This is a genomic window from Nitrosospira sp. Is2 (genome assembly GCF_033095785.1).
Taxonomy (GTDB): domain Bacteria; phylum Pseudomonadota; class Gammaproteobacteria; order Burkholderiales; family Nitrosomonadaceae; genus Nitrosospira.
Genome location: NZ_CP137134.1, coordinates 2,172,729 through 2,191,806 on the forward strand (window position 1 = coordinate 2,172,729; position 19,078 = coordinate 2,191,806).

Here is a 19,078-nt window from a genome sequence, read left to right on the forward strand (position 1 = left end):
TTATGAGTCGCGATTACAAAACGCGCCCAAACTCTTCGGTTTTCGGCAAAGATAAGAACGCGTTGCTCCTGGGGGTGTTTATCGGTTATGCGCTAGGTCTTCTCAGCGCGATCGGGACGTGGATGTATATCAATAAGAGTCCCAGTCCATTTATTTCCCACGAAAGGCCGCGCAGCACCGAGACCATGGGCGCCGTGAATCAACCCGAGAAGAAAGTCGGGGGGGGTGAGGATGGCGGCGGCAAAGCACCGGATGGCAAGCCCCGATTTGAATTCTACAAAATACTGCCCAACAGCGAGGAACCTGTAACGGACCAGCAACTTAAGCAACCGGCTCAGCGGCCCTCTGTCCACGAAAAGTATTTCCTGCAGGCTGGCTCGTTCCAGAAGTCCGAGGATGCGGATAATTTGAAAGCGAAACTTGCAATGATAGGCGTCGAAGCAACCGTTCAAGCTGCGGACTTGGCAGGGAAAGGCATGTGGCACCGGGTGCGCGTGGGACCCTTTTCCAGCACCGACGACATGAACAAGGTGCGCGCTTCCCTTCAACAAAATGGCGTTCCAAGCAGCATTATCAAAGTAAACGACGCAGTGCAGTAGCAGGAATACCCCAATTGCAGCGGGGCAATACCAGCATATTTAACCCTCGGAGCGAGTGCGCCATCAACCACGATGCTGGTAGAATCGGGATGAGCATCAGGTGCGGTGGCCGCTGGCTTACCATCCACGCGATACCACAAAATGTCGGCCGACTTGTCCACCCCGAGAGATGGGTACGGATTTGCTAGTTGCTCCAGGCAGCACGCAGCGAAGGACGGTATCGCATTCTTGTAGTCTCGAATTTTGTGCATGTCAACCCGGGGACTTCGCTCAGGCGCATGTGGTTTTCAGGTTCAGGGTCCTGTCTATCTCAAGGAGACAAACGATGAGTTTATTGCGGATTCTAGCGGCAATTCTTTTACTGACAGGCATGAGCTTGACGACTATTTCCAGCGCTCGCGCTGAAATTGTCGAAGGAAGGGATTACACGACCCTGTCTCATCCTCAGCCGGCGGATGAAAAAAGTATCGAAGTTATCGAGTTCTTCTGGTACGGCTGCCCGCATTGCTATGAGCTCCACCCGCGGATCAAGGCCTGGCTTAAGCGGATGCCTGGCGATGTAAGCTTCCGTTATGTTCCCGCTGTCTTTCGCGCAAACTGGATCCCGGGCGCAAAAACCTTTTACGCGCTCGAAGCGCTTGGGGTGAGTGATAAATTGCACGACAAAGTCTACGATGCCATTCATCGGGACAAGATCGATCTGACCAAGGACGAGATACTGTTCGACTGGATAGCCAAACAAGGGGTCGACCGGCAGAAATTCATCGATGCCTACAACTCGTTCGCGGTTCAGAACCAGGTTACACGCGTCACGCGCATGTCCAAGGATTACGCACTGACGGGGGTTCCGGCCGTGGTGGTGGATGGAAAGTACCTTACCAGCGGAAGGATGGGCAGCACGCCGGAAGACACGATCCGGACAATGGAAGAATTGATCGAAAAAGTGCGCAAGGAAAGGAAGAAATAGAAGACGTACGGGTATTGGATCGATTGGCCATTTTTGCCAATCGGCCAGCAATACCTTCCATAGAGAATCTGTTGGTTAATTCGGCAAGTGCCATTGAAGGTCATCATTAGCGGCGCGTCAAGCGGGCTGGGCAGGGCGCTCACACAACATTACACCGAAGCGGGCGCCACGCTTGGCCTGATTGCAAGGAGGCGTGACTTGCTGGAGACATTGGCCGCGGGATCATCGCGTGCGTCAATCTATGAGGCTGATGTTCGCGATGCGGGAGCAATCCGGGCGGCGGGGGAGGATTTCATGCGCCGCTACGGTTGTCCCGACGTCGTTATCGCCAATGCCGGTATCAGCCGGGGGACCTTAACCGCCTATGCCGAGGATAACGAAGTTTTCGAGGACATCGTGACGACTAACGTTCTGGGCATGGTCAACTTATTCCAGCCGTTCCTTGCCGCGATGCAGGCAGCCGGACGCGGCAGTCTGGTTGGCATTGCGAGTGTGGCCGGCTATCGAGGTCTTCCGGGAGGCGGTGCTTACTCGGCTTCCAAAGCCGCCGCAATCAGCTATCTTGAGAGCCTGCGGGTAGAGATGTACGGTAGCGGTGTGTCCGTCATCACTATTTGCCCTGGCTATATCGTAACCCCCATGACGGCAAATAATCCCTACCGCATGCCCTTTATCCTGACAGCGGAAGTCGCCGCTGAAAAAATCATCACCATTGTTGAGAACAAGGTATCGTTTGCGGTGATTCCCTGGCAGATGGCAATCGTGGCGCGTATTCTGAAACTGCTGCCCGATTTTCTTTACGATCGCCTCTTTGCTAATGCGCCGCGCAAGCCCGGTGACAGCAAAACGAATTACCGGGAAGGAGGGTGGTTTGGGGTAGGGCGATCGACTGGTGATAAGCCGGAGCAGAGGGAGTGAGCTTAATGTTGAACGTCAGGTAAAAATACACTTAAGAGGTGTTACCGATGACAGAAAAAGCGATTTTTGGAGCGGGCTGTTTCTGGGGCGTGGAGGCTGCGTTTCCGGCAGTCGAGGGTGTGCACGAGGCAATATGCGGCTATTCCGGAGGGCGCTGGAAAAACCCGACCTATCATGATGTCTGCACTGAAGATACCGGCCACGCGGAAGTTGTGCAGGTGGAATACGATCCGTCTCGGGTCAGTTACAACGCTTTGCTCGATGCGTTCTGGAATAGCCACAATCCAACCACGCTCAACCGTCAGGGCCCGGATATCGGCACTCAGTATCGTTCGGCCATATTCTTTTATACGCGCGAGCAGGAGGCTGCGGCGCGACTTTCCAAAGAGAAGCAGGAGCAAAGCGGGCGTTGGCAGGGCTCGATCGTGACGGAAATCTCGCCCGCCGGCGAATTTTACCGCGCTGAGGAATACCATCAACGCTATTTTGAGAAGCGCAACATATCCGGATATTGCCACACTTGAGAAACATCTGAACAAGTCGTCGCGGGCGCGACAGTGGGTTTGGAATGCGGATAATGGGGTGCGCTCTACTCCAGCTGTCGCAAGCCTGCAGAATCCTCAAGATCCTTCGGGCAGCGGTGTGCCTAACCGGTTGCGGATTTCAGCGATGCGCGTTTCGCTTACTTTGGCATTGATCGCTGCCGGCAAGCGGGCGGGGTCGGAGATGGTTCTGTTCAGGTGTGCGGCAATGGAGCCTGCATCAACCCTCCTGGCTGCCTCGAATGCCTGTTGCAGACGCTCCGTCTGAGGATATGGACGTTCGGCATAGCCGGGGCGGCCATGGAAATCGCATGAGCAAGCTTGCAGAAATTCTTCGAAGCGGTCGGGCTTGCGATATGCATCCACCCTTTGGAGCATGTCGGCGATAGTAGCCGCGCGTAATTCAGCTGCGCGGTGCACGTCGCCATGGTAGCGCGCCACCAACAACGCCAGATCGCGCGCATCGTTAGGTACACGGACGCGCTCACATAAACCCGCCACCAGTTTTACGCTGCGCGCTTCGTGACCGATATGACGAGGCCACTCCGCAGGTGGGGTGGTGCCTTTGCCGAGATCATGGGTAAGCGAAGCAAACCGCACCGGTAGAGTGTAATTTTTCCCCGCTGCATGATCGATTACCATCATGACATGCACCCCGGTATCGATTTCGGGGTGATATTTCGCCGGTTGGGGCACACCGAAGAGTTCATCGACCTCGGGCATGATCCGGGTTAATGCACTGCACTCGCGCAGCGCATAGAACATGCGCGAAGGTCGCCGTTCCATCAAGCCGCGCGCAAACTCCTGCCAAACCCTCTCGGGTACCAGGGCATCCACCTCGCCGTTGTGAACCATCTCGCTCATCAGCGCGAGCGTTTCGGGCGCAATACGGAAACCGAAACGAGCGGCAAAACGGGCTGTTCGGAGTACCCGCACGGGATCTTCGGTGAAAGCCGGACTGATGTGGCGCAGCACGCCAGCTTCGAGATCGGCGACTCCTCCAAAAGGATCGATGATATTGCCATCCTGATCCTTGGCCATGGCATTGATGGTGAGGTCGCGTCGCGCCAGGTCCTCCTGCAATGTCACTTCGGGCGAAGCGTAAACTTCGAAGCCCTTGTATCCGCGCGAAACCTTGCGCTCGGTGCGGGCAAGGGCATATTGTTCCTGTGTTACCGGATGGAGGAAAACCGGAAAATCCTTTCCTACCGGCCGGTAGCCAAGCCGCACCATTTCGTCAGGCGACGAACCCACCACGACATGATCGTGATCGAAAACCGGCAGGCCAAGAATCTCGTCACGTACCGAGCCGCCAACAAGGTAAGTTTTCATTATTGGGCTACATCAATCCTAATCTAGTCTAATCTCGTCAGCGAAACGAGGTACTCAAGAAATTTTACCAGCGCTAACAATCTGAGGTGGCGAGTGTAATTTTTTCTTCTGCGCGTTCAGCTGGGGCTCTATGGCGTACTCGGAAACCTCTTGTAATGGAAATTCTCAGGACGCGTTTTTCCCAATGGACGTGGGTTAACGTCCGGCTGACCAGTGACGGAGGCAATCGAGCCTTTCACGCGGGGTCTGATGAGCCAGATATATCGGCGCCACTTCCTCCAGCATCGTCGGATGGATGCCCCATATTTCCATGAAATTGCTGGGTTTGGCGCAATCACATACGTTGTCAATTTTCATGGAATAGTAGTTGTCCACACTCATGAGTTTGCCCGGCAGGATTTCCATCACTGCCGCTTCCAGATGGGAGAGCACGTCATTGAGGGCGACAATTGCAGGGTCATGTCCGGTGACGTGCGCCGAATATTCGACCAATTCCCGCAGGCTGTAGCACCTCGGACCGCACAAATCGTAACTCTGGCCAAAAGTCTTCGGATCATCAAGACTCAACGTAAATGCTTGAACCACATTCTCGACAAAGATCGGCTGGAATTTCGCATCCGGTAATGCCAGGGCCAATACCGGCAGCCGACCCAGCCTCGCAAACAGGTTAATTGAAGAATCCCCCGGCCCGAATATGACCGAGGGCCTGAAACTCGTGGCAGCCAAGCCGGATGTCATGACGATCCGTTCGCCCTCGGCTTTGGAGCGAAGATAGGCGCTGGGCTGGTTTGGGCCGGCATTCAGGGCGCTCATCTGCAGTATCCGCCCGATGCCGTTGCGTCTGCACGCGGCCACGATTTTCTGCGGCATCTCCACGTGCGCGTTATGAAAATCGCCGTGGACAACGCCCACCAGGTTGATGACCGCATCCATGCCCATCAGGAGCAGGTCGAGTTGGTCGTCGTCGTAAGCTGTCACCTCCACCAAATCCACGGTAGGGATAGCCAGGAGGTCCTTGGCCCGCTCATAATTGCGGGTGGGAACACGCAACTGGATTTGCTGGTCCGTCAGAACGTTGGCGAGGTGACGGCCTACAAAACCGCTGCCGCCAAAAATGCACACATTATTGATGATCATGGCGTGTTTTCACCCTCCGCGAGTTTTTCAACACCGGAACGGGACGCGACGATGCCTAGTCGGTTCTTCAGGGCCGTTATCTGATGTCCCAAGGTTCGGGCGTAATACATCGAGTTGCTCATGACCTTTTTTACATAATCACGGGTCTCGCTGAAGGGGATGGTTTCCGCGTAAATGGCTCCCTCAAGCGGTTTTTCATCCCGCCATTGCCACGCGCGACTGGGGCCGGCGTTATAGGCCGCGGATGCGAGCAGCGGCTGGTCTCCGGACAGGGTCAGGACGTGCTTGAGATAATAGGTGCCCAACATTAAATTGGTGTTGACCTCGGTGACGCGTGCAGCCTGAAATTTCCTTATTCCCACCTTTTTTGAGGCCCATTTTGCCGTGGCTGGCATCAGCTGCATCAGGCCCATCGCTCCGGCGCTGGATCGTGCATCGCTCACAAAGCGGCTTTCCTGGCGGATAAGGCCATAAACCCAGGCTTCGTCCAGTTCCTGTTGTTTCAGGATGTTGCGCAGGGTATCGCGATGAGGAGCAAGAAAACGCAGGCTGAAATCGTGATACTCCACGGTCCTGTCCGCCGTATAAATAGCGCGGTCGTAAATCCCGTTCCGGCTGGCCACTTCGGCCGCCGCCAGCAGGCGGCGATCATCGAAATTGCGTATTACCCAGGTCCATTCGCGTGCGGCCTCCGTCCGCAGGTTCAGGCGGTACAGCGCAAGCGCCCGGCGGATTCCGGGCAATCGCTCGACTGCGGCCATCTCCTGCCGCGTGGCCTTGTATGACTCTGCCGGAGCGCCGATCGTTAATCCCAAATCCTCTTCCGCAAGTTGACCATAGAAATTATGTTCGTTGCTTAAAGGAGCAAGAATCTCGTTCGCCTCGGGTGTTCTGCCCTTCGCCTTCAAGGCGCGTGCTTTCCAGTAACGCCATACTCCGGCCTGTTGTTCCTGGGTTGACATGGCTTCAATAGTGTCCAGTACCAGGTCCCAGTCGCCTGCGCGCAGAGCCGCGCGGGTTTTCCAGCCGAGCTGCGCATCGGATAACGCAACGGGTGTACTACTGCTCGCCGACTCCATAAACCAGCTTAAGGCACGGGGGTTCAATCTCCGTGCCGCCTGATCTGCGAGCTGGGCCATGAAATAAGCATGTTCCGCTTCATCGAACTGTTCCCGTATCCTTGGCCAATAGGCGTAAGCCTGGTCGGGACCGCTACGGGTCAACCGCAGCAGTGCGAATATTGCAACTTCGCGGTCAGCGCGAGTCTTTAAGTTCTTTCCATGTGTTTCAAGGTAGCGCAGGGGATTGTCTGTGGCCGCGGCAAGCTTGCGTTCATTGAGCCCTTGATCTTCGGGAAGGTACAGATTGATGCGCTTTGCCACGCTTACGTTGCCTGCTTCCAGCGCCAGTCTCAGTCGAGCCCATACGTCGTCTATGGTTAGCACTCCGTTGTCTACAAGCGCTTCGAATACAGGGGTGCAGCTTTCCGGCAGGTCGCGGGGGTTAAACCACAGGGGACGGCCTTGGGTGTGTGCGCTGGCATCGTATGCAGCCAGGCGCTGCTGCAGGGAATAGCAGGTCAGTTCCATATCCGTGCTCGTCAAACCCGGGTACTCTTCTGCAAACAAAGCCCATTGCTGTGTTTTGCCCAATGTCTTCAGCCATTCGGCTTTCAGCCGATCACTCAGCGGCGTATCCTTGTAGCGTTCCAGAAACGTTTTGATCGCGCCGGGGTCCACTAATGGGTTCTCAAGCTGCGGACGCAACTGGTAATAGGCGGCATATGGTTCAAGTACATGCCCTTTCAGACGTTGAGCATATGTCGCTACCCGCACGGAATTACCCGCCTGGAACGCCTGCCGCATGGCAAGGAAGTCGTCGTCCTGCCCAGCTGTCAGGGTTCCGGCGCAAACTGCCAACCATAAACCTGCAAACAACTTTTTCATAACCTGCTATATCTAAGTGAAGTGAAGATTCAACCGTCCCGCTCTTGCCCCTTCAACTTTAAAACGTCCGTTAAAGAATAGCACATCATGCCGTATATCAGCTTAAACCCCGCCACCAATGAGACGCTCAAGACCTACGCGAGTTGGGACAGCCGTCATCTCGCATCTGTTCTGGAGCAGACGGACGGTGTGCAACGGACCTGGGCGCTGACCACATTACCCGAACGGGCGGACCGCATGAATCGCGCCGCCATGCTGCTGCACGAGCGGGTCAATGAGTATGCCGTGCTGATGGCCGCCGAAATGGGCAAGCCATTGCGCGAGGGGCGGGCCGAGGTGGAGAAGTGCGCACTTGCGTGTGATTATTATGCGGTGCATGCGGAGCACTTCATGCAGATCGAGAGGGTCCAGACTGACGCCGGCAAAAGCTATGTTTCCTACGAACCGCTAGGCGTCGTACTTGGCATAATGCCCTGGAATTTTCCTTTTTTTCAGGTCATGCGTTTCGCTGCTCCCAGCCTGATGGCGGGCAATGCCTGCGTCCTGAAGCACGCGTCCAACGTTCCGCAATGCGCCCAGGCGCTGGAACAGCTGTTCCGTGACGCCGGATTTCCTCCGCATCTTTTTACTACGCTCATGATCGAAGCTTCCGATGTGGCGGATGCTATCGCGAGCCCCTTTGTGCACGGGGTAACGCTTACCGGCTCAGAGGCAGCAGGGCGTAAAGTTGCTTCCCATGCCGGTCAGCATTTAAAGAAATGCGTATTGGAACTCGGCGGATCGGACGCGTTTATTATATTAAAAGATGCGGATCTGGATATCGCTGCCAGCTTTGCGGTGAAATCGCGCTTCCAGAACTGTGGTCAATCCTGCATTGCCGCCAAGCGCATCATCCCGGTGGCGGAAATAGCCGAGGAGTTCTTGTCGCTGTTCATTAAGAAAACGGCGGAACTGAAGATGGGCGACCCGATGAGTGACGCAACGCAGCTCGGTCCAATGGCAAGGCTTGATCTGCGGAAAGACTTGCATGAGCAAGTCGTCGATTCAATTGCGCAAGGTGCGGAGCCAATTCTTGGATGCGAGCCGGTCCACGGAAACGGGGCGTTTTACCCGCCATCGATACTCTCCCGGGTAACCGCGAAAACACGGGCTTATAATGAAGAATTATTCGGGCCCGTGGCTACTGTAATCCCTGCAGCAAATGAAGAGGAGGCCATCCATATTGCCAACGACACCCGTTTCGGACTTGGTTCAAGTATTTGGAGCCGAGACTCTGACCATGCCGAACAAGTCGCGCGCCAAATTCAAGCCGGATGCAGTTTTGTCAACGGTATGGTCCGGTCCGACCCCCGCCTGCCATTTGGGGGCATCAAGGATTCGGGCTTTGGCCGCGAGTTGTCGTACCATGGCATACGAGAGTTCGTTAACATCAAAACGGTCTGGATACGGTAATTTTAACGCTTATGCTGGCAGCAAAAAGGCTGGCCGAAGTATGGGGAGTTTCGGCTCGGGCAGACCGGGATACGTCCAGAGACACCTCGGACGCTCTATCCCGGTAATCAGGATCGTTTAGACCACACCCTGACCGATCATCGCATCGGCGACCTTTACGAAACCGGCCACGTTCGCACCGTTGACATAACTGACCGTCCCGTCCGTGCGCCGGCCATATTGCAGGCAAGAGCGATGTATCGCCTGCATGATTTCAAGCAATCGAGCGTCCACCTCTTCCCTGGGCCAGGAAAGCCGCATGGCGTTCTGGCTCATTTCCAGACCGGAGGTGGCTACGCCGCCCGCATTGCTGGCTTTGCCAGGTGCAAAAAGAATTCCGCTGCGTTCAAAGCATTTCACAGCCTCGGCGGTCGATGGCATGTTGGCGCCCTCGGCAACGCAGATAACTCCGTTTTTAATCAGGGTTGCGGCATCCTCCTCATTCAGTTCGTTCTGTGTCGCGCAGGGTAAGGCGACATCCACCGGCACATGCCACGGGCTCATATCGGGCAAGAATTCCGCTTTCACACGTTCGGCGTAGTGGGTTATCCGGGCATAAAGGCGATTCTTGACTTCCATCAACTCAGCCAGTTTTTCAGGGGTGAAGCCCTCCTTATCCACCACTGTGCCGCTGGAATCCGAGACGGTGACGACTTTGGCGCCAAGCGCCATCGCCTTTTCCACCGCATATTGCGCCACGTTTCCCGAGCCCGACACCGAAACCCGCATCCCGTCGAGAGAACGGCCGGATTGCTTGAGCATCTCCTCGGCGAAATAAACCGTTCCGTACCCGGTGGCTTCCGGGCGGATCAGCGATCCGCCGAAGCTCAGACCCTTTCCGGTAAATACACAGTCCGCCCGATTGGACAGCTTTTTCATCATCCCGGCCATGAATCCCACTTCGCGCCCGCCCACGCCGATATCACCGGCGGGGACGTCGGTATCGGAACCGATATGGCGGAACAGTTCGCTCATGTAAGCTTGACAGAAACGCATCACTTCGCCTTGGCTGCGGCCTTTGGGATCGAAATCCGCGCCGCCCTTGCCGCCCCCCATGGGAAGCGTGGTGAGCGCATTTTTGAAGGTCTGCTCGAATGCGAGAAATTTCAGAATAGAGAGATTTACGGAAGGATGAAAACGCGTGCCTCCCTTATAAGGACCGATGGATGAGCTATGCTGAATTCGGTAGCCACGGTTGACATTGACATCGCCGTGATCATCTACCCACGCAACCCTGAAAATGATTACTCGCTCCGGTTCTGTCAGGCGATCCAGAAGACCATGCTCGGCATACCGGGGATGTTCCGTGATGAAAGGCCAAAGACTTTCAATCACTTCGGCAACCGCCTGCAGATATTCAGGCTGGCCGGGATTGCGTTTCGCAATATAAGTGCAGAATTCTTGAAAACTTTGATACTTCATTGGATTCCCCTGTGTGACAAAACCATTTTCCCAAGGTGAGCATTCTGCCAAATTACTCGCCGACTCGCACTGTATTTATGAGGAAAGTCAGGAACAACGGGCTTGAACGGGGTTACATGGCGGCTTCCGATGTTTCACAATCCATCGAACCGTTGCCGGATAACTGCCGCTGGAATCGCGACCACAACATCCTTGCGTCGCGTTATCCGCGCTTTTTTTGAGGGGAAGTCGCGTCTACTTCCGGCTTAGCCCAGCCAGAGTCATCGAGGTGTTAGTGTGCGACGGGCGCTACTTGGGCTCCGCATCATTCTTATCATTTTCATCTTCATTTTTGCGCGCCCTCGGGGGTCTAGTCCACCAGACAATGAGAATCAGTAGCGACAGGGCCACGGCCGCTTCGAGGAGTAAAATCCACATGATTTCGAGGTTGCTGTATATTTATGAGATGCCACTTTAAACAAAACGGGATGAAAAACCAATTAACTTTATTCGCTATCGCCTCGCTGCTGTTGCTCCAGGCTTGTACAATGGCGCCGAAGAGAACCACTGAGGCACCCCAGCCCGTTCCGCCGTTGCCGGTTGAAACCGCGCCGGTGGTCGTGCTCCAACCAACCGATTGGAATTCGGTGACCGGCTGGGCGGAGGACGATATTCGTCCGGCATGGGCTGCGTTTCTCCGCAGCTGCGCGGTTCTGAAAAACAAGCCGCTGTGGCAGGAAACCTGTGTCCAGGCTGAATCACTGCAAGCGCAGGATGGCGTTACTTTGAGGCAATTCATCGAGAGCCGCTTTGTTCCGCATCAGGTGTTGAATTCGGACGGTAGCGGGGAAGGACTCATCACGGGCTATTATGAACCCCTGCTGAAGGGCAGCCGCAAGCAGTCAAAGCGTTACAGGTATCCGATATATACCACCCCTGATGAGCTCCTGGTGATCGATTTGGGAGAAGTATACCCGGAGCTAAAAAACATGCGGTTGCGCGGACGCTTGCAGGGACGCAAAGTGGTGCCTTACTACAGCCGGGCTGAAATAGAAGGTGGTCCGGGGCAGCCGAAGGGGAAGGAGTTGCTATGGGTAGATGACGAAGTCGATTTGTTTTTCCTGCAAATCCAAGGTTCGGGCCGCGTGGAGCTTGAAAATGGTGAAATCGTGAGGGTGGGCTACTCCGATCAGAATGGCCATCCCTACAAATCCGTTGGAAGATTGCTCGTGGAGCGCGGTGAACTGGCGCTGGACAAGGCGTCGATGCAGGGAATCAAGGCGTGGGGGCAAAAAAATCCGCGAAAATTGCCCGAGCTGCTGCAGCAGAACTCGAGCTTTGTTTTTTTTAGAGAGCTGCCCGCTAACGTGACAGGTCCGCTGGGCTCCCTCGGCGTACCGCTCACCCCGGGTCGAAGCCTTGCTATTGATCCTCGCGTGGTACCACAGGGCGCACCTGTTTTTCTCGCTACGACCTGGCCCAATACCGATAAGCGCCTTCATCGGTTGATGGTGGCCCAGGATACAGGCGGCGCGATCAAGGGTAACGTGCGGGCCGATTTCTTCTGGGGCTTTGGGCCGGATGCCGCGAATCAGGCAGGAAAGATGAGACAAACGGGCAAGATGTGGGTATTAATGCCCGCCAGTTACATGTCGCAGGGAGACTTGCCGCCGGCGCCGGTAGCGCAAAAAACCTGTTGTTAAACTAATTGGGCATGACACTGGCACGGTTATTTTGTGCCTGCGGCATTCAGTTTCTTTTCAATGGTATCGGCGGGGATCATTCCCGGGATCACTGAACCATCCGCGAATATAAGCGTGGGTGTACCGTTTATCCCATTCTTCCGGCCCGCCTGAAGAATCGTTTCAATCGGCGTATCACAATCCTTTCCGGTGGGAGCTGCACCTTTCAGCATAAAATCATCCCAGGCCTTAAGCCGATTGGGAGAACACCAGATAGCCGTAGCCGTTGGCAGCGAACCGTTGAGCACCGGATAAAGCAGGGTGTAGATCGTCACATCCTTCACATTAGCCAATTCTTTTTCCAGCCGCTTGCAGTAAGGGCAATTCGGATCCGAGAAAACGACCAGCTTGCGCTTCCCGTTGCCCCTTACCGCTTTAATCGCCTGATCCAGCGGAAGTGTGTCCACGCTGATGCGGCGCGTGTCCTTGATCTGTTGTAGACGCTCGCTGGTCAGGCTTTGCTTCGTCTGGGGATCAACCACATGCCCGAAAAACAGGTAAGTTGCTTTTTCGTCTGTATAAAAAAGTTCTCCTCCCACCACAACCTCATACAGTCCCAGATAAGGCGTTTTTTTTACGCTCTCTATCTTTTCGCCGGAGAAAGTTGTCTGCAGGGCTTTTTTTACAGCTTCTTCATCAGCAGCAGCCGAACCTGCGAGTAAGCACAATATCAGGGCAGTGAAAACGGGTTTCAAATGCATGACCATCGCTCCGGTTAAATGGATGTTTCGAGGTTGTTATTGCGTTGCTACTTCGGTATCAACTCAACGCATGCTGGATCAACCGGTCTTTTATTACCGGGAGGCGGTTCGTAATTCCCAACCCTAAATTACGCAAGCGGACGAGTGTTGGATTGGGATTGGCGAATAACTTCTGCAGGCCGTCGGTGACCAGTTCCAGCGCGAGAATGTCTTCTTTACGGGCGCGCTCATACCGGCGCAGCAGCAGGTAATCCCCACAGTCCAGCTCCAACCCGCGTGTTGCAAGGGTGTTGGCGAGTTCGCGCGCATCGCGCAAGCCGAGATTGACGCCTTGCCCAGCAAGTGGATGGATACCGTGGGCGGCGTCGCCAATAAGCGCAAGCCGCGACCGTACAAGTTGCTTCACATGCACGAAATTCAGCGGAAATCCGGCTGGCCGGGTAACAAGCTGCATCTCCCCCAGCACCCTACTTGCAGCATTCCTGACCTGAGTGCATAGCTCCGCCTCAGGCGCATCGAGCAACGGTCGGGCCTGGTCTTCCTGCAACGACCACACCATGGATACCATCTTCCCCGGCAGTGGCAGCAGGGCCAGCACGCCATCTCGCCGGAACCATTGATGAGCAATGTTATGGTGACGCCGTTCCGTGCTGAAATTCGCCACCACGCCTATCTGCTGATAGGGATGGCGCGAAACTTCGATTTTTCCCTGTTCTCGCACCCAGGAATTCAAACCATCGGCGCCGACAACCAGGGAACCTTGTAACAGGGTGCCGTCTTCCAAATGTAACTCGGCGTGTGATTCGGTCCATTCCAGCGACGCGCATCGGGCCGGGCAGAACATCTTGATATGTTTTTTCTGGCGCTTCAGTGCGTCCCATACTGCCGTTTGGAGCTGGCGATTTTCCACAATAAATGCCAGTTCCGGATAGCCGATATCGTAGGCGCTGAAATCGAGACGAGCGGCATTGTCATCGCCAAACACAGCCATTTTATAAACCGGGGTGATCCGGGCCTCGTCCAGCGCCTGCCACACGCCGAGATCCTGCAGAAAACCGGCGCTGCCCGGGCTGATAGCGTAAATTCTGCTGTCCCAGCTTTCGTCCTCAGGGAGCGGCACGGGTGGACGGGATTCCACCAACGCAATTTTTAGCCCGCTGTTTTTGAGAGCCAGCGCCAGGCTTGCCCCCACCAGACCGCCGCCAATAATAACGACATCGAATTTCATAAAAGCATTATACCCGGCTTTGAATTTAGGGGATGAAGAGTGGCAGATTTCGCGACGGAGGTTCCTCATACGGACGAAGCTCAGTCTAAATTTGAATTTTTCTTCATATCGTCATAAGGATACGAAGCTAACCCGGTGTTAATCTTGACATGATGCCTTGCTAAAGGCAGAATTTCGCCTCTTTAGCGAATACGTGGCGAATTAGCTCAGTGGTTAGAGCAGCGGAATCATAATAGGCAGGCTGCTCATAACTTCCACCTTATTCATCAATAAGTTACATTCAATCCTTTCTTGCTGTTCACATCTCATTCACATTCACATGGATATGAGGTGTTTAAATGGCAACAGTTCGTAAGTTATCTTCCGGTAAATGGAATGCCCAGGTACGCCGCAAGGGGCATTCACCCATCAGTAAGTCATTCACCTATGAGAAAGATGCTCATGTCTGGATTCGTAGCATTGAATCAGATATGGATAGGGGGTCATACGTCAATCGTTCTACAGCAGACAGCACTACGTTAGGTGAAGCGTTAGAAAGGTATAGGGATGAGATTACGCCTAAGAAGAAAGGGAAGGATCAGGAACTAAGACGCATTGCTGTATGGCTTAAACATCCTTTAGCTAGAAGGTCATTGTCTTCTTTAAAAGGGAAGGACTTTGCGAAGCATAGGGATGACCGACTATTGAAAAGATGTTCCGCTGGGACTTTGAGATTAGAACTAGCATTGATAAGCCACTTGTACACCATCGCATTGAAAGAATGGGGCATACCCGTCACTAACCCTGTTTCCTTAATTAGGAAGCCCACAGCCAACAATGCTAGGACAAGACGACTAGAAGATGATGAGGAAGATAGATTATTAAATGCCTGTCGGCTGTCTAAGAATATCCTTCTATATCCAATAGCCGTATTAGCTATAGAAACTGCTATGAAGCTATCTGAGCTTTTGAATATGGAATGGACAGACATTGATATTAAGAAACGTATCATAGTCCTGTCGGACACTAAGAATGGAACAGCTAGAACCATTCCATTATCACTAAGGGCAATAGATATATTGTCTTCTATACCTAAGCATATAGCCTGTCGGCGCGTGTTTTTTACTTGGTTGCCTAGAAGTGATGCGATGAATGGCGCATTTAAGACTGCTGTGAAGAAGGCAGGTATGGATAACTTCCATTTCCATGACCTACGCCATGAAGCTACATCAAGATACTTTGAGTTAGGAATGAATGTAATGGAAGTTTCTGCAATAACAGGACATAAGTCATTACAAATGTTAAGAAGATATACTCATATATCCAATAATGTCCTTATTAATAAGCTAGATGGTCAAATAAGGGCAGTTAGCTAGATATTTTATTATCTAGTGGTGTACTGCAACACCCTACCAGCATAATTATCACATAGCCGATCTTCTGAAAGGTAATAGACATAAGGGTTACAGCAATGTAGCCCTTTTTTTATATTTATTTTTATCCTTACTGCATCAATAGCGTATTACATATGCATCTTCCGTCGTATGTAATACCGCATCAGATCAATAACTGTCCTTCTGAATCAATAATTTATACAACTGCATAAGATAAACATATCAAAAACTGGAAAGTCAAGCACTTCTTATGATATAATATTGGCATATTAAATGTATATAGTTATCCAATAATAGTAATAGTATCACAGTAATCTTTAAATGTAAAAGGAAATAAGTAAATGGAAGACGATTCAATATTCAATCAAGAACATCACAGCAACGAAGCAACTGCTTTCCTAGCAAAGAAGCACAACAGCGTTAACGAACAAGTGAAGGGTATGAGGAATGCCTTTCATGATCTTCATAAAGAAGCTACGGGTGAACCTGATTGGGCTTCTATGTTAGCTAATGCCACAAGTCAGCAAGCTAAGATGCAGATACGTGCTGCGCGTGAAACTTACGAAGAAGAAGCCAAATACAAGGCGTGGGAAGCAGTACAGAAAGTTCAGGAAGGCAAGATTAGTACGATTCTTTCAAAGCCGATCACCGAAAGAAATAAGGCGTATTACGACAATCTACAAAAGACCGACCCTAATTCCTATTGGGATACGAAAGTACAAGCGCAACGTCGCCGGGACATTAAGACGTTGGGGTTGGCCTATTACTTGAAGGGGGTTAAGTAATGGATGACATTCAGGGAATAAGGAAGCGTAAGCTTCCCCCTCAAGTAGACAGTTCAGAAGTAGAATTCTTCCCTGTGAGCAATTGCTCACGGAACACAGCCGGGGGCAGGCTTCCCAGCGCGTCATGGGGTCGTTCTTCGTTATAGCTTTGTAGCCACTGATGCGTGATTTCTCGCACCTCATCCAGTGACGTAAATAACCAATTGTTGAGGACTTCCGTCCGATATGATCGGTTGAAACGCTCGATGAAAGCATTTTGATTCGGCTTGCCCGGCTGGATGAAACGCAGTTCAATGCCCTTGTCCTGGCACCAATCGGCCAAGTACTGCGAGGTCAGTTCCGGGCCATTGTCGAGCCGTATCGCTTTGGGCAACCCACGCCAAACCTCAAGCTGCTGTAATGTTCGCACGACGCGTTGCGCGGGCAGACTGGTATCGATCTCGATAGCTAACGCCTCTCGTACGCTTTCATCCAGAATATTCAATGTGCGGAATCGACGTCCCTGGTAGAGACGTCGCTCATGAAGTCCAGCGACCAGACTTCATTGGGCAGCTGCGGTGCGTCCAGCGGCTGCATTGGTCTGATCAATCGTTTCTTCGTACGACGCGGCAGATTGAGCTTCATGGCGCAATACACCCGCCAGACTCGCTTGTGGTTCCAATGATGACCTTTAAGCCGCAGCCGGTGATGGCATTTCCAAAATCCCCAACGGCCATGCCTGGCAACAATCGCATTGAGCGCCTCAATCACCGGCGCATCCCGCACTGCAAGCTTGTTCTCGTCCCGGTAATACGCCGCCCGTGACAGGTTCACCAATTGGCAGGATTGTCTGATCGACAGCTTCTGATCACCCGCCAAACGCAAAACCACATCCCGGCGCTCAGACGGCGCTATAGCTTTTTTAATACCGCCTTGATCGCTTCATTCTCCAGCGCAAGATTCGCATACATGCGCTTGAGCTGACTATTTTCCGCTTCCAGCTCCTTCACCCGTACCAACTCGGAAACCTCAAGCCCACCATACTTGGCTTTCCACTTATAGTAGGTTGCCGAACTGATCCCGTGCTTGCGCCATATCTCGTTGACCGCAACGCCACCGTCCGCTTCCTTCAGAATCCCAACAATCTGGCTTTCCGTAAAACGTGATTTCTTCATTTGAACCTCCAGGCAAAATCCTGCCAGAAAGTTCTACTTTTCGCTTGTCTCTAAAACAGGGAAGCTTACGGAAGCATCGAAATGGGCGGCGAAGGACTTGCCGCATCCTTCTTAAGCCAAATGTAGTATCTGCTGCGAAGCAGTAGGTGAAGGGTTAAAAAGAAGGGTAAACGACGAAGCAGGCAAGTAAGAAGTCTTGCCTCACAGAAAGAAGGGTAGCGCCACAGGCATGGCTGCGTTACTCAGAAATAATGATCTTTGTTCTTTTGATTCCTGATTCTATCCCACATGATCCGGTAGAAGTGCCTGATATTGATAATTTCTGCTAGAAAATCTGTGGGTGCAATGCACTATATAACAGACACCCCTCACCCCCTGCTACCCCTTGCTATACATCTAATACACCTTACTTTCCATTCACATTCCATTCACAATCGTTCACACTTCCATCTAGTTCACAACTTTGCTTTAATGTTATAATACACCTTGCTTCACACAGTAAGATGTTGATAGTAAGAAGGATTTAATACGTGGCGAATTAGCTCAGTGGTTAGAGCAGCGGAATCATAATCCGTTGGTCCCCAGTTCGAATCTGGGATTCGCTACCAATTATTCAGGGGCTTACGTTCAAATGCGTAAGCCTTTTGTCTTTCATGGGACACTAGTGGGGCAGAAGAAATTTAATGGTGATCGCTCAACAGTAAAGGTTCTTATAAGAGCAGACATTGAGCAGCAATGTATACAATTTGACCTTCAGGTAGTCCAGAGTATTTGGGATCAAACAAGGAGCTTGCGCTCAAACTCAGATGTTACATCAGCCAAAGAATTGCTTGAATGGCTTGGAATAGTTGGCTGCGTAGGGGGAGTGTTTGGTGTTATCGGCGTCATAAAAGTGGCTGGGTGGTCGTTCCATGGACGCTGAGGAACTGGAATACACAACAAAGAAAAATATAACAAGAATTTCGGTCACAGGAAGCAACAATGTCATCTTTGCGCATTCTCAAGCTGTTGAGTTAATGCGCGAAGATCAAGTTATATCAAATATTAAGAAAATTGTTAAACCGGTTACAAAGGAGGGGTATGAATCTTTGGAATTTGAATCCAAAACGGTCTGATGCGTATACCTCTGAAAGTTCGTTAGCCCAGCCATAAAACTCGGTTCATTCACCTTCCGCGTGATATACCACGGCTGGTTCTTTCCGTTCTCTACCGTCCATTCATACCACCCGCCGCAAGGAACAATTACCCTTCCTTCGCGGCACATGTGCCGGAAGTAACTTCCTGTTAGCGATTTCTCAACCCGCGCACATATCCATGGTTTCTTCTTCTGAACCGCTTCTTTGGGAGTCCGATAACCCCAGGTCATGCCAATGAATTGCAGTTCCCCCTTGTCAAGCATAATCATCCATGGGCAGCGTCCGGGGGCGGTATTGTATGAGGGAATGTGGTCACCTAACCACGTCACATGGTCGCTAGTATCAGCACCAAGGGCGCTAGCGTAATACCGCTTTGTTTCAGATTGTTCAAATCTTCCGCACATTGCTGTTTTTACGCCATTCCCAGGGCGGGGTAGGTGAAGGATCAGCCCATAGCCCGCGTTGACCTACTTTCGCCCCGTGTTCCAACACATATAGGTCGTGGCCTTTTGCGTAACCGCCGATATACCCACGCCATGCCAGATGCTTGATCTTTTGGTGGTATATCACTTTGTTTTTTTATGCGAAAGAAAATAGTGGTCACGGTCAGATTTTATGTGAGGTCA

Annotated in this window: 16 protein-coding genes, 1 tRNA gene and 1 pseudogene; 10 read left to right on the forward strand and 8 right to left on the reverse strand. The window is 52.5% G+C overall.

The genetic code is table 11. The annotated features are described in order from the left end of the window. Positions 1-2 precede the first annotated feature (2 nt). From R5L00_RS09535 to msrA, 4 genes are all read left to right on the forward strand, one after another. On the forward strand, positions 3-599 hold the full coding sequence (locus R5L00_RS09535) for an SPOR domain-containing protein (protein WP_317651261.1): 597 nt from the start codon (positions 3-5) through the stop codon (positions 597-599). Between the two features lie 325 nt (positions 600-924). Further along, entirely contained in the window at positions 925-1,566 is a 642-nt protein-coding gene (locus tag R5L00_RS09540) for a thiol:disulfide interchange protein DsbA/DsbL (protein ID WP_317651265.1), read from the forward strand. A gap of 87 nt (positions 1,567-1,653) precedes the next feature. Then, entirely contained in the window at positions 1,654-2,484 is an 831-nt protein-coding gene (locus R5L00_RS09545) for an SDR family oxidoreductase (protein ID WP_317651267.1), read from the forward strand. A gap of 47 nt (positions 2,485-2,531) precedes the next feature. Continuing rightward, positions 2,532-3,008, forward strand: coding sequence for a peptide-methionine (S)-S-oxide reductase MsrA (msrA, locus tag R5L00_RS09550; RefSeq protein WP_317651275.1), 477 nt, complete (start codon positions 2,532-2,534; stop codon positions 3,006-3,008). A 96-nt stretch (positions 3,009-3,104) separates the two neighbouring features. Here the strand turns inward: msrA and R5L00_RS09555 are convergent, their stop codons facing one another. The 3 genes from R5L00_RS09555 to R5L00_RS09565 all read right to left on the reverse strand — a co-directional run bounded on the left by R5L00_RS09555 (position 3,105) and on the right by R5L00_RS09565 (position 7,441). After that, the gene (locus R5L00_RS09555; protein ID WP_317651282.1) at positions 3,105-4,358 is read right to left on the reverse strand and encodes a multifunctional CCA addition/repair protein; all 1,254 of its coding nucleotides are present in this window, start codon (positions 4,356-4,358) and stop codon (positions 3,105-3,107) included. Positions 4,359-4,553: 195 nt separating this feature from the next. Further along, positions 4,554-5,495, reverse strand: coding sequence for a complex I NDUFA9 subunit family protein (locus R5L00_RS09560; protein ID WP_317651284.1), 942 nt, complete (start codon positions 5,493-5,495; stop codon positions 4,554-4,556). Further along, positions 5,492-7,441, reverse strand: coding sequence for a lytic transglycosylase domain-containing protein (locus R5L00_RS09565; protein ID WP_317651286.1), 1,950 nt, complete (start codon positions 7,439-7,441; stop codon positions 5,492-5,494). Before R5L00_RS09565 ends, R5L00_RS09560 begins: the two co-directional genes overlap by 4 nt. Positions 7,442-7,528: 87 nt before the next feature. On the opposite strand from R5L00_RS09565, the gene R5L00_RS09570 reads away from it, so the two are divergent. After that, complete coding sequence (locus tag R5L00_RS09570; RefSeq protein WP_317651288.1) at positions 7,529-8,893, forward strand: NAD-dependent succinate-semialdehyde dehydrogenase; 1,365 nt, start codon at positions 7,529-7,531, stop codon at positions 8,891-8,893. Positions 8,894-9,010: 117 nt separating this feature from the next. Here the strand turns inward: R5L00_RS09570 and gdhA are convergent, their stop codons facing one another. After that, positions 9,011-10,354, reverse strand: a complete 1,344-nt coding sequence (gene gdhA / locus R5L00_RS09575; protein ID WP_107694131.1) for an NADP-specific glutamate dehydrogenase — start codon at positions 10,352-10,354, stop codon at positions 9,011-9,013. 467 nt (positions 10,355-10,821) lie between these two features. On the opposite strand from gdhA, the gene R5L00_RS09580 reads away from it, so the two are divergent. Continuing rightward, complete coding sequence (locus R5L00_RS09580) at positions 10,822-12,036, forward strand: murein transglycosylase A (RefSeq protein WP_317651290.1); 1,215 nt, start codon at positions 10,822-10,824, stop codon at positions 12,034-12,036. 26 nt (positions 12,037-12,062) lie between these two features. Here the strand turns inward: R5L00_RS09580 and R5L00_RS09585 are convergent, their stop codons facing one another. Together R5L00_RS09585 and R5L00_RS09590 are read right to left on the reverse strand one after the other, a co-directional pair. After that, positions 12,063-12,776: a DsbC family protein gene (locus R5L00_RS09585; protein ID WP_317651291.1), complete on the reverse strand. Its 714-nt coding sequence runs from the start codon at positions 12,774-12,776 to the stop codon at positions 12,063-12,065. Positions 12,777-12,834: 58 nt separating this feature from the next. Further along, positions 12,835-14,004, reverse strand: a complete 1,170-nt coding sequence (locus R5L00_RS09590; RefSeq protein ID WP_317651292.1) for a UbiH/UbiF family hydroxylase — start codon at positions 14,002-14,004, stop codon at positions 12,835-12,837. Positions 14,005-14,342: 338 nt separating this feature from the next. Between R5L00_RS09590 and R5L00_RS09595 the strand changes: the two genes are divergently transcribed. Both R5L00_RS09595 and R5L00_RS09600 read left to right on the forward strand, forming a co-directional pair. Beyond that, the gene (locus R5L00_RS09595; protein ID WP_317651294.1) at positions 14,343-15,359 is read left to right on the forward strand and encodes a site-specific integrase; all 1,017 of its coding nucleotides are present in this window, start codon (positions 14,343-14,345) and stop codon (positions 15,357-15,359) included. A gap of 359 nt (positions 15,360-15,718) precedes the next feature. Further along, positions 15,719-16,162, forward strand: coding sequence for a hypothetical protein (locus tag R5L00_RS09600; RefSeq protein WP_317651299.1), 444 nt, complete (start codon positions 15,719-15,721; stop codon positions 16,160-16,162). 40 nt (positions 16,163-16,202) lie between these two features. Here R5L00_RS09600 and R5L00_RS09605 read toward each other — a convergent pair. After that, positions 16,203-17,316 (reverse strand): annotated as a pseudogene (locus R5L00_RS09605) (IS3 family transposase). 532 nt (positions 17,317-17,848) lie between these two features. On the opposite strand from R5L00_RS09605, the gene R5L00_RS09610 reads away from it, so the two are divergent. Both R5L00_RS09610 and R5L00_RS09615 read left to right on the forward strand, forming a co-directional pair. Continuing rightward, a tRNA-Met gene (locus tag R5L00_RS09610) sits at positions 17,849-17,924 on the forward strand. A 303-nt stretch (positions 17,925-18,227) separates the two neighbouring features. Further along, positions 18,228-18,431: a hypothetical protein gene (locus R5L00_RS09615; protein ID WP_317651300.1), complete on the forward strand. Its 204-nt coding sequence runs from the start codon at positions 18,228-18,230 to the stop codon at positions 18,429-18,431. Here the strand turns inward: R5L00_RS09615 and R5L00_RS15910 are convergent. Further along, positions 18,344-18,856, reverse strand: a complete 513-nt coding sequence (locus R5L00_RS15910; protein ID WP_411555560.1) for an SOS response-associated peptidase family protein — start codon at positions 18,854-18,856, stop codon at positions 18,344-18,346. The genes R5L00_RS09615 and R5L00_RS15910 overlap by 88 nt on opposite strands. Between the last annotated feature and the right edge of the window lie 222 nt (positions 18,857-19,078).

Excerpts from the sequence above, each read along its gene's own strand:
- R5L00_RS09535 (WP_317651261.1), top strand. The coding sequence starts at position 3 with ATGAGTCGCGATTACAAAACGCGCCCAAACTCTTCGGTTTTCGGCAAA.
- R5L00_RS09540 (WP_317651265.1), top strand. The coding sequence starts at position 925 with ATGAGTTTATTGCGGATTCTAGCGGCAATTCTTTTACTGACAGGCATG.
- msrA (WP_317651275.1), top strand. The coding sequence starts at position 2,532 with ATGACAGAAAAAGCGATTTTTGGAGCGGGCTGTTTCTGGGGCGTGGAG.
- R5L00_RS09555 (WP_317651282.1), bottom strand. The coding sequence starts at position 4,358 with ATGAAAACTTACCTTGTTGGCGGCTCGGTACGTGACGAGATTCTTGGC.
- R5L00_RS09560 (WP_317651284.1), bottom strand. The coding sequence starts at position 5,495 with ATGATCATCAATAATGTGTGCATTTTTGGCGGCAGCGGTTTTGTAGGC.
- R5L00_RS09565 (WP_317651286.1), bottom strand. The coding sequence starts at position 7,441 with ATGAAAAAGTTGTTTGCAGGTTTATGGTTGGCAGTTTGCGCCGGAACC.
- R5L00_RS09570 (WP_317651288.1), top strand. The coding sequence starts at position 7,529 with ATGCCGTATATCAGCTTAAACCCCGCCACCAATGAGACGCTCAAGACC.
- gdhA (WP_107694131.1), bottom strand. The coding sequence starts at position 10,354 with ATGAAGTATCAAAGTTTTCAAGAATTCTGCACTTATATTGCGAAACGC.
- R5L00_RS09580 (WP_317651290.1), top strand. The coding sequence starts at position 10,822 with ATGAAAAACCAATTAACTTTATTCGCTATCGCCTCGCTGCTGTTGCTC.
- R5L00_RS09585 (WP_317651291.1), bottom strand. The coding sequence starts at position 12,776 with ATGCATTTGAAACCCGTTTTCACTGCCCTGATATTGTGCTTACTCGCA.
- R5L00_RS09590 (WP_317651292.1), bottom strand. The coding sequence starts at position 14,004 with ATGAAATTCGATGTCGTTATTATTGGCGGCGGTCTGGTGGGGGCAAGC.
- R5L00_RS09595 (WP_317651294.1), top strand. The coding sequence starts at position 14,343 with ATGGCAACAGTTCGTAAGTTATCTTCCGGTAAATGGAATGCCCAGGTA.
- R5L00_RS09600 (WP_317651299.1), top strand. The coding sequence starts at position 15,719 with ATGGAAGACGATTCAATATTCAATCAAGAACATCACAGCAACGAAGCA.
- R5L00_RS09615 (WP_317651300.1), top strand. The coding sequence starts at position 18,228 with ATGGACGCTGAGGAACTGGAATACACAACAAAGAAAAATATAACAAGA.
- R5L00_RS15910 (WP_411555560.1), bottom strand. The coding sequence starts at position 18,856 with ATGTGCGGAAGATTTGAACAATCTGAAACAAAGCGGTATTACGCTAGC.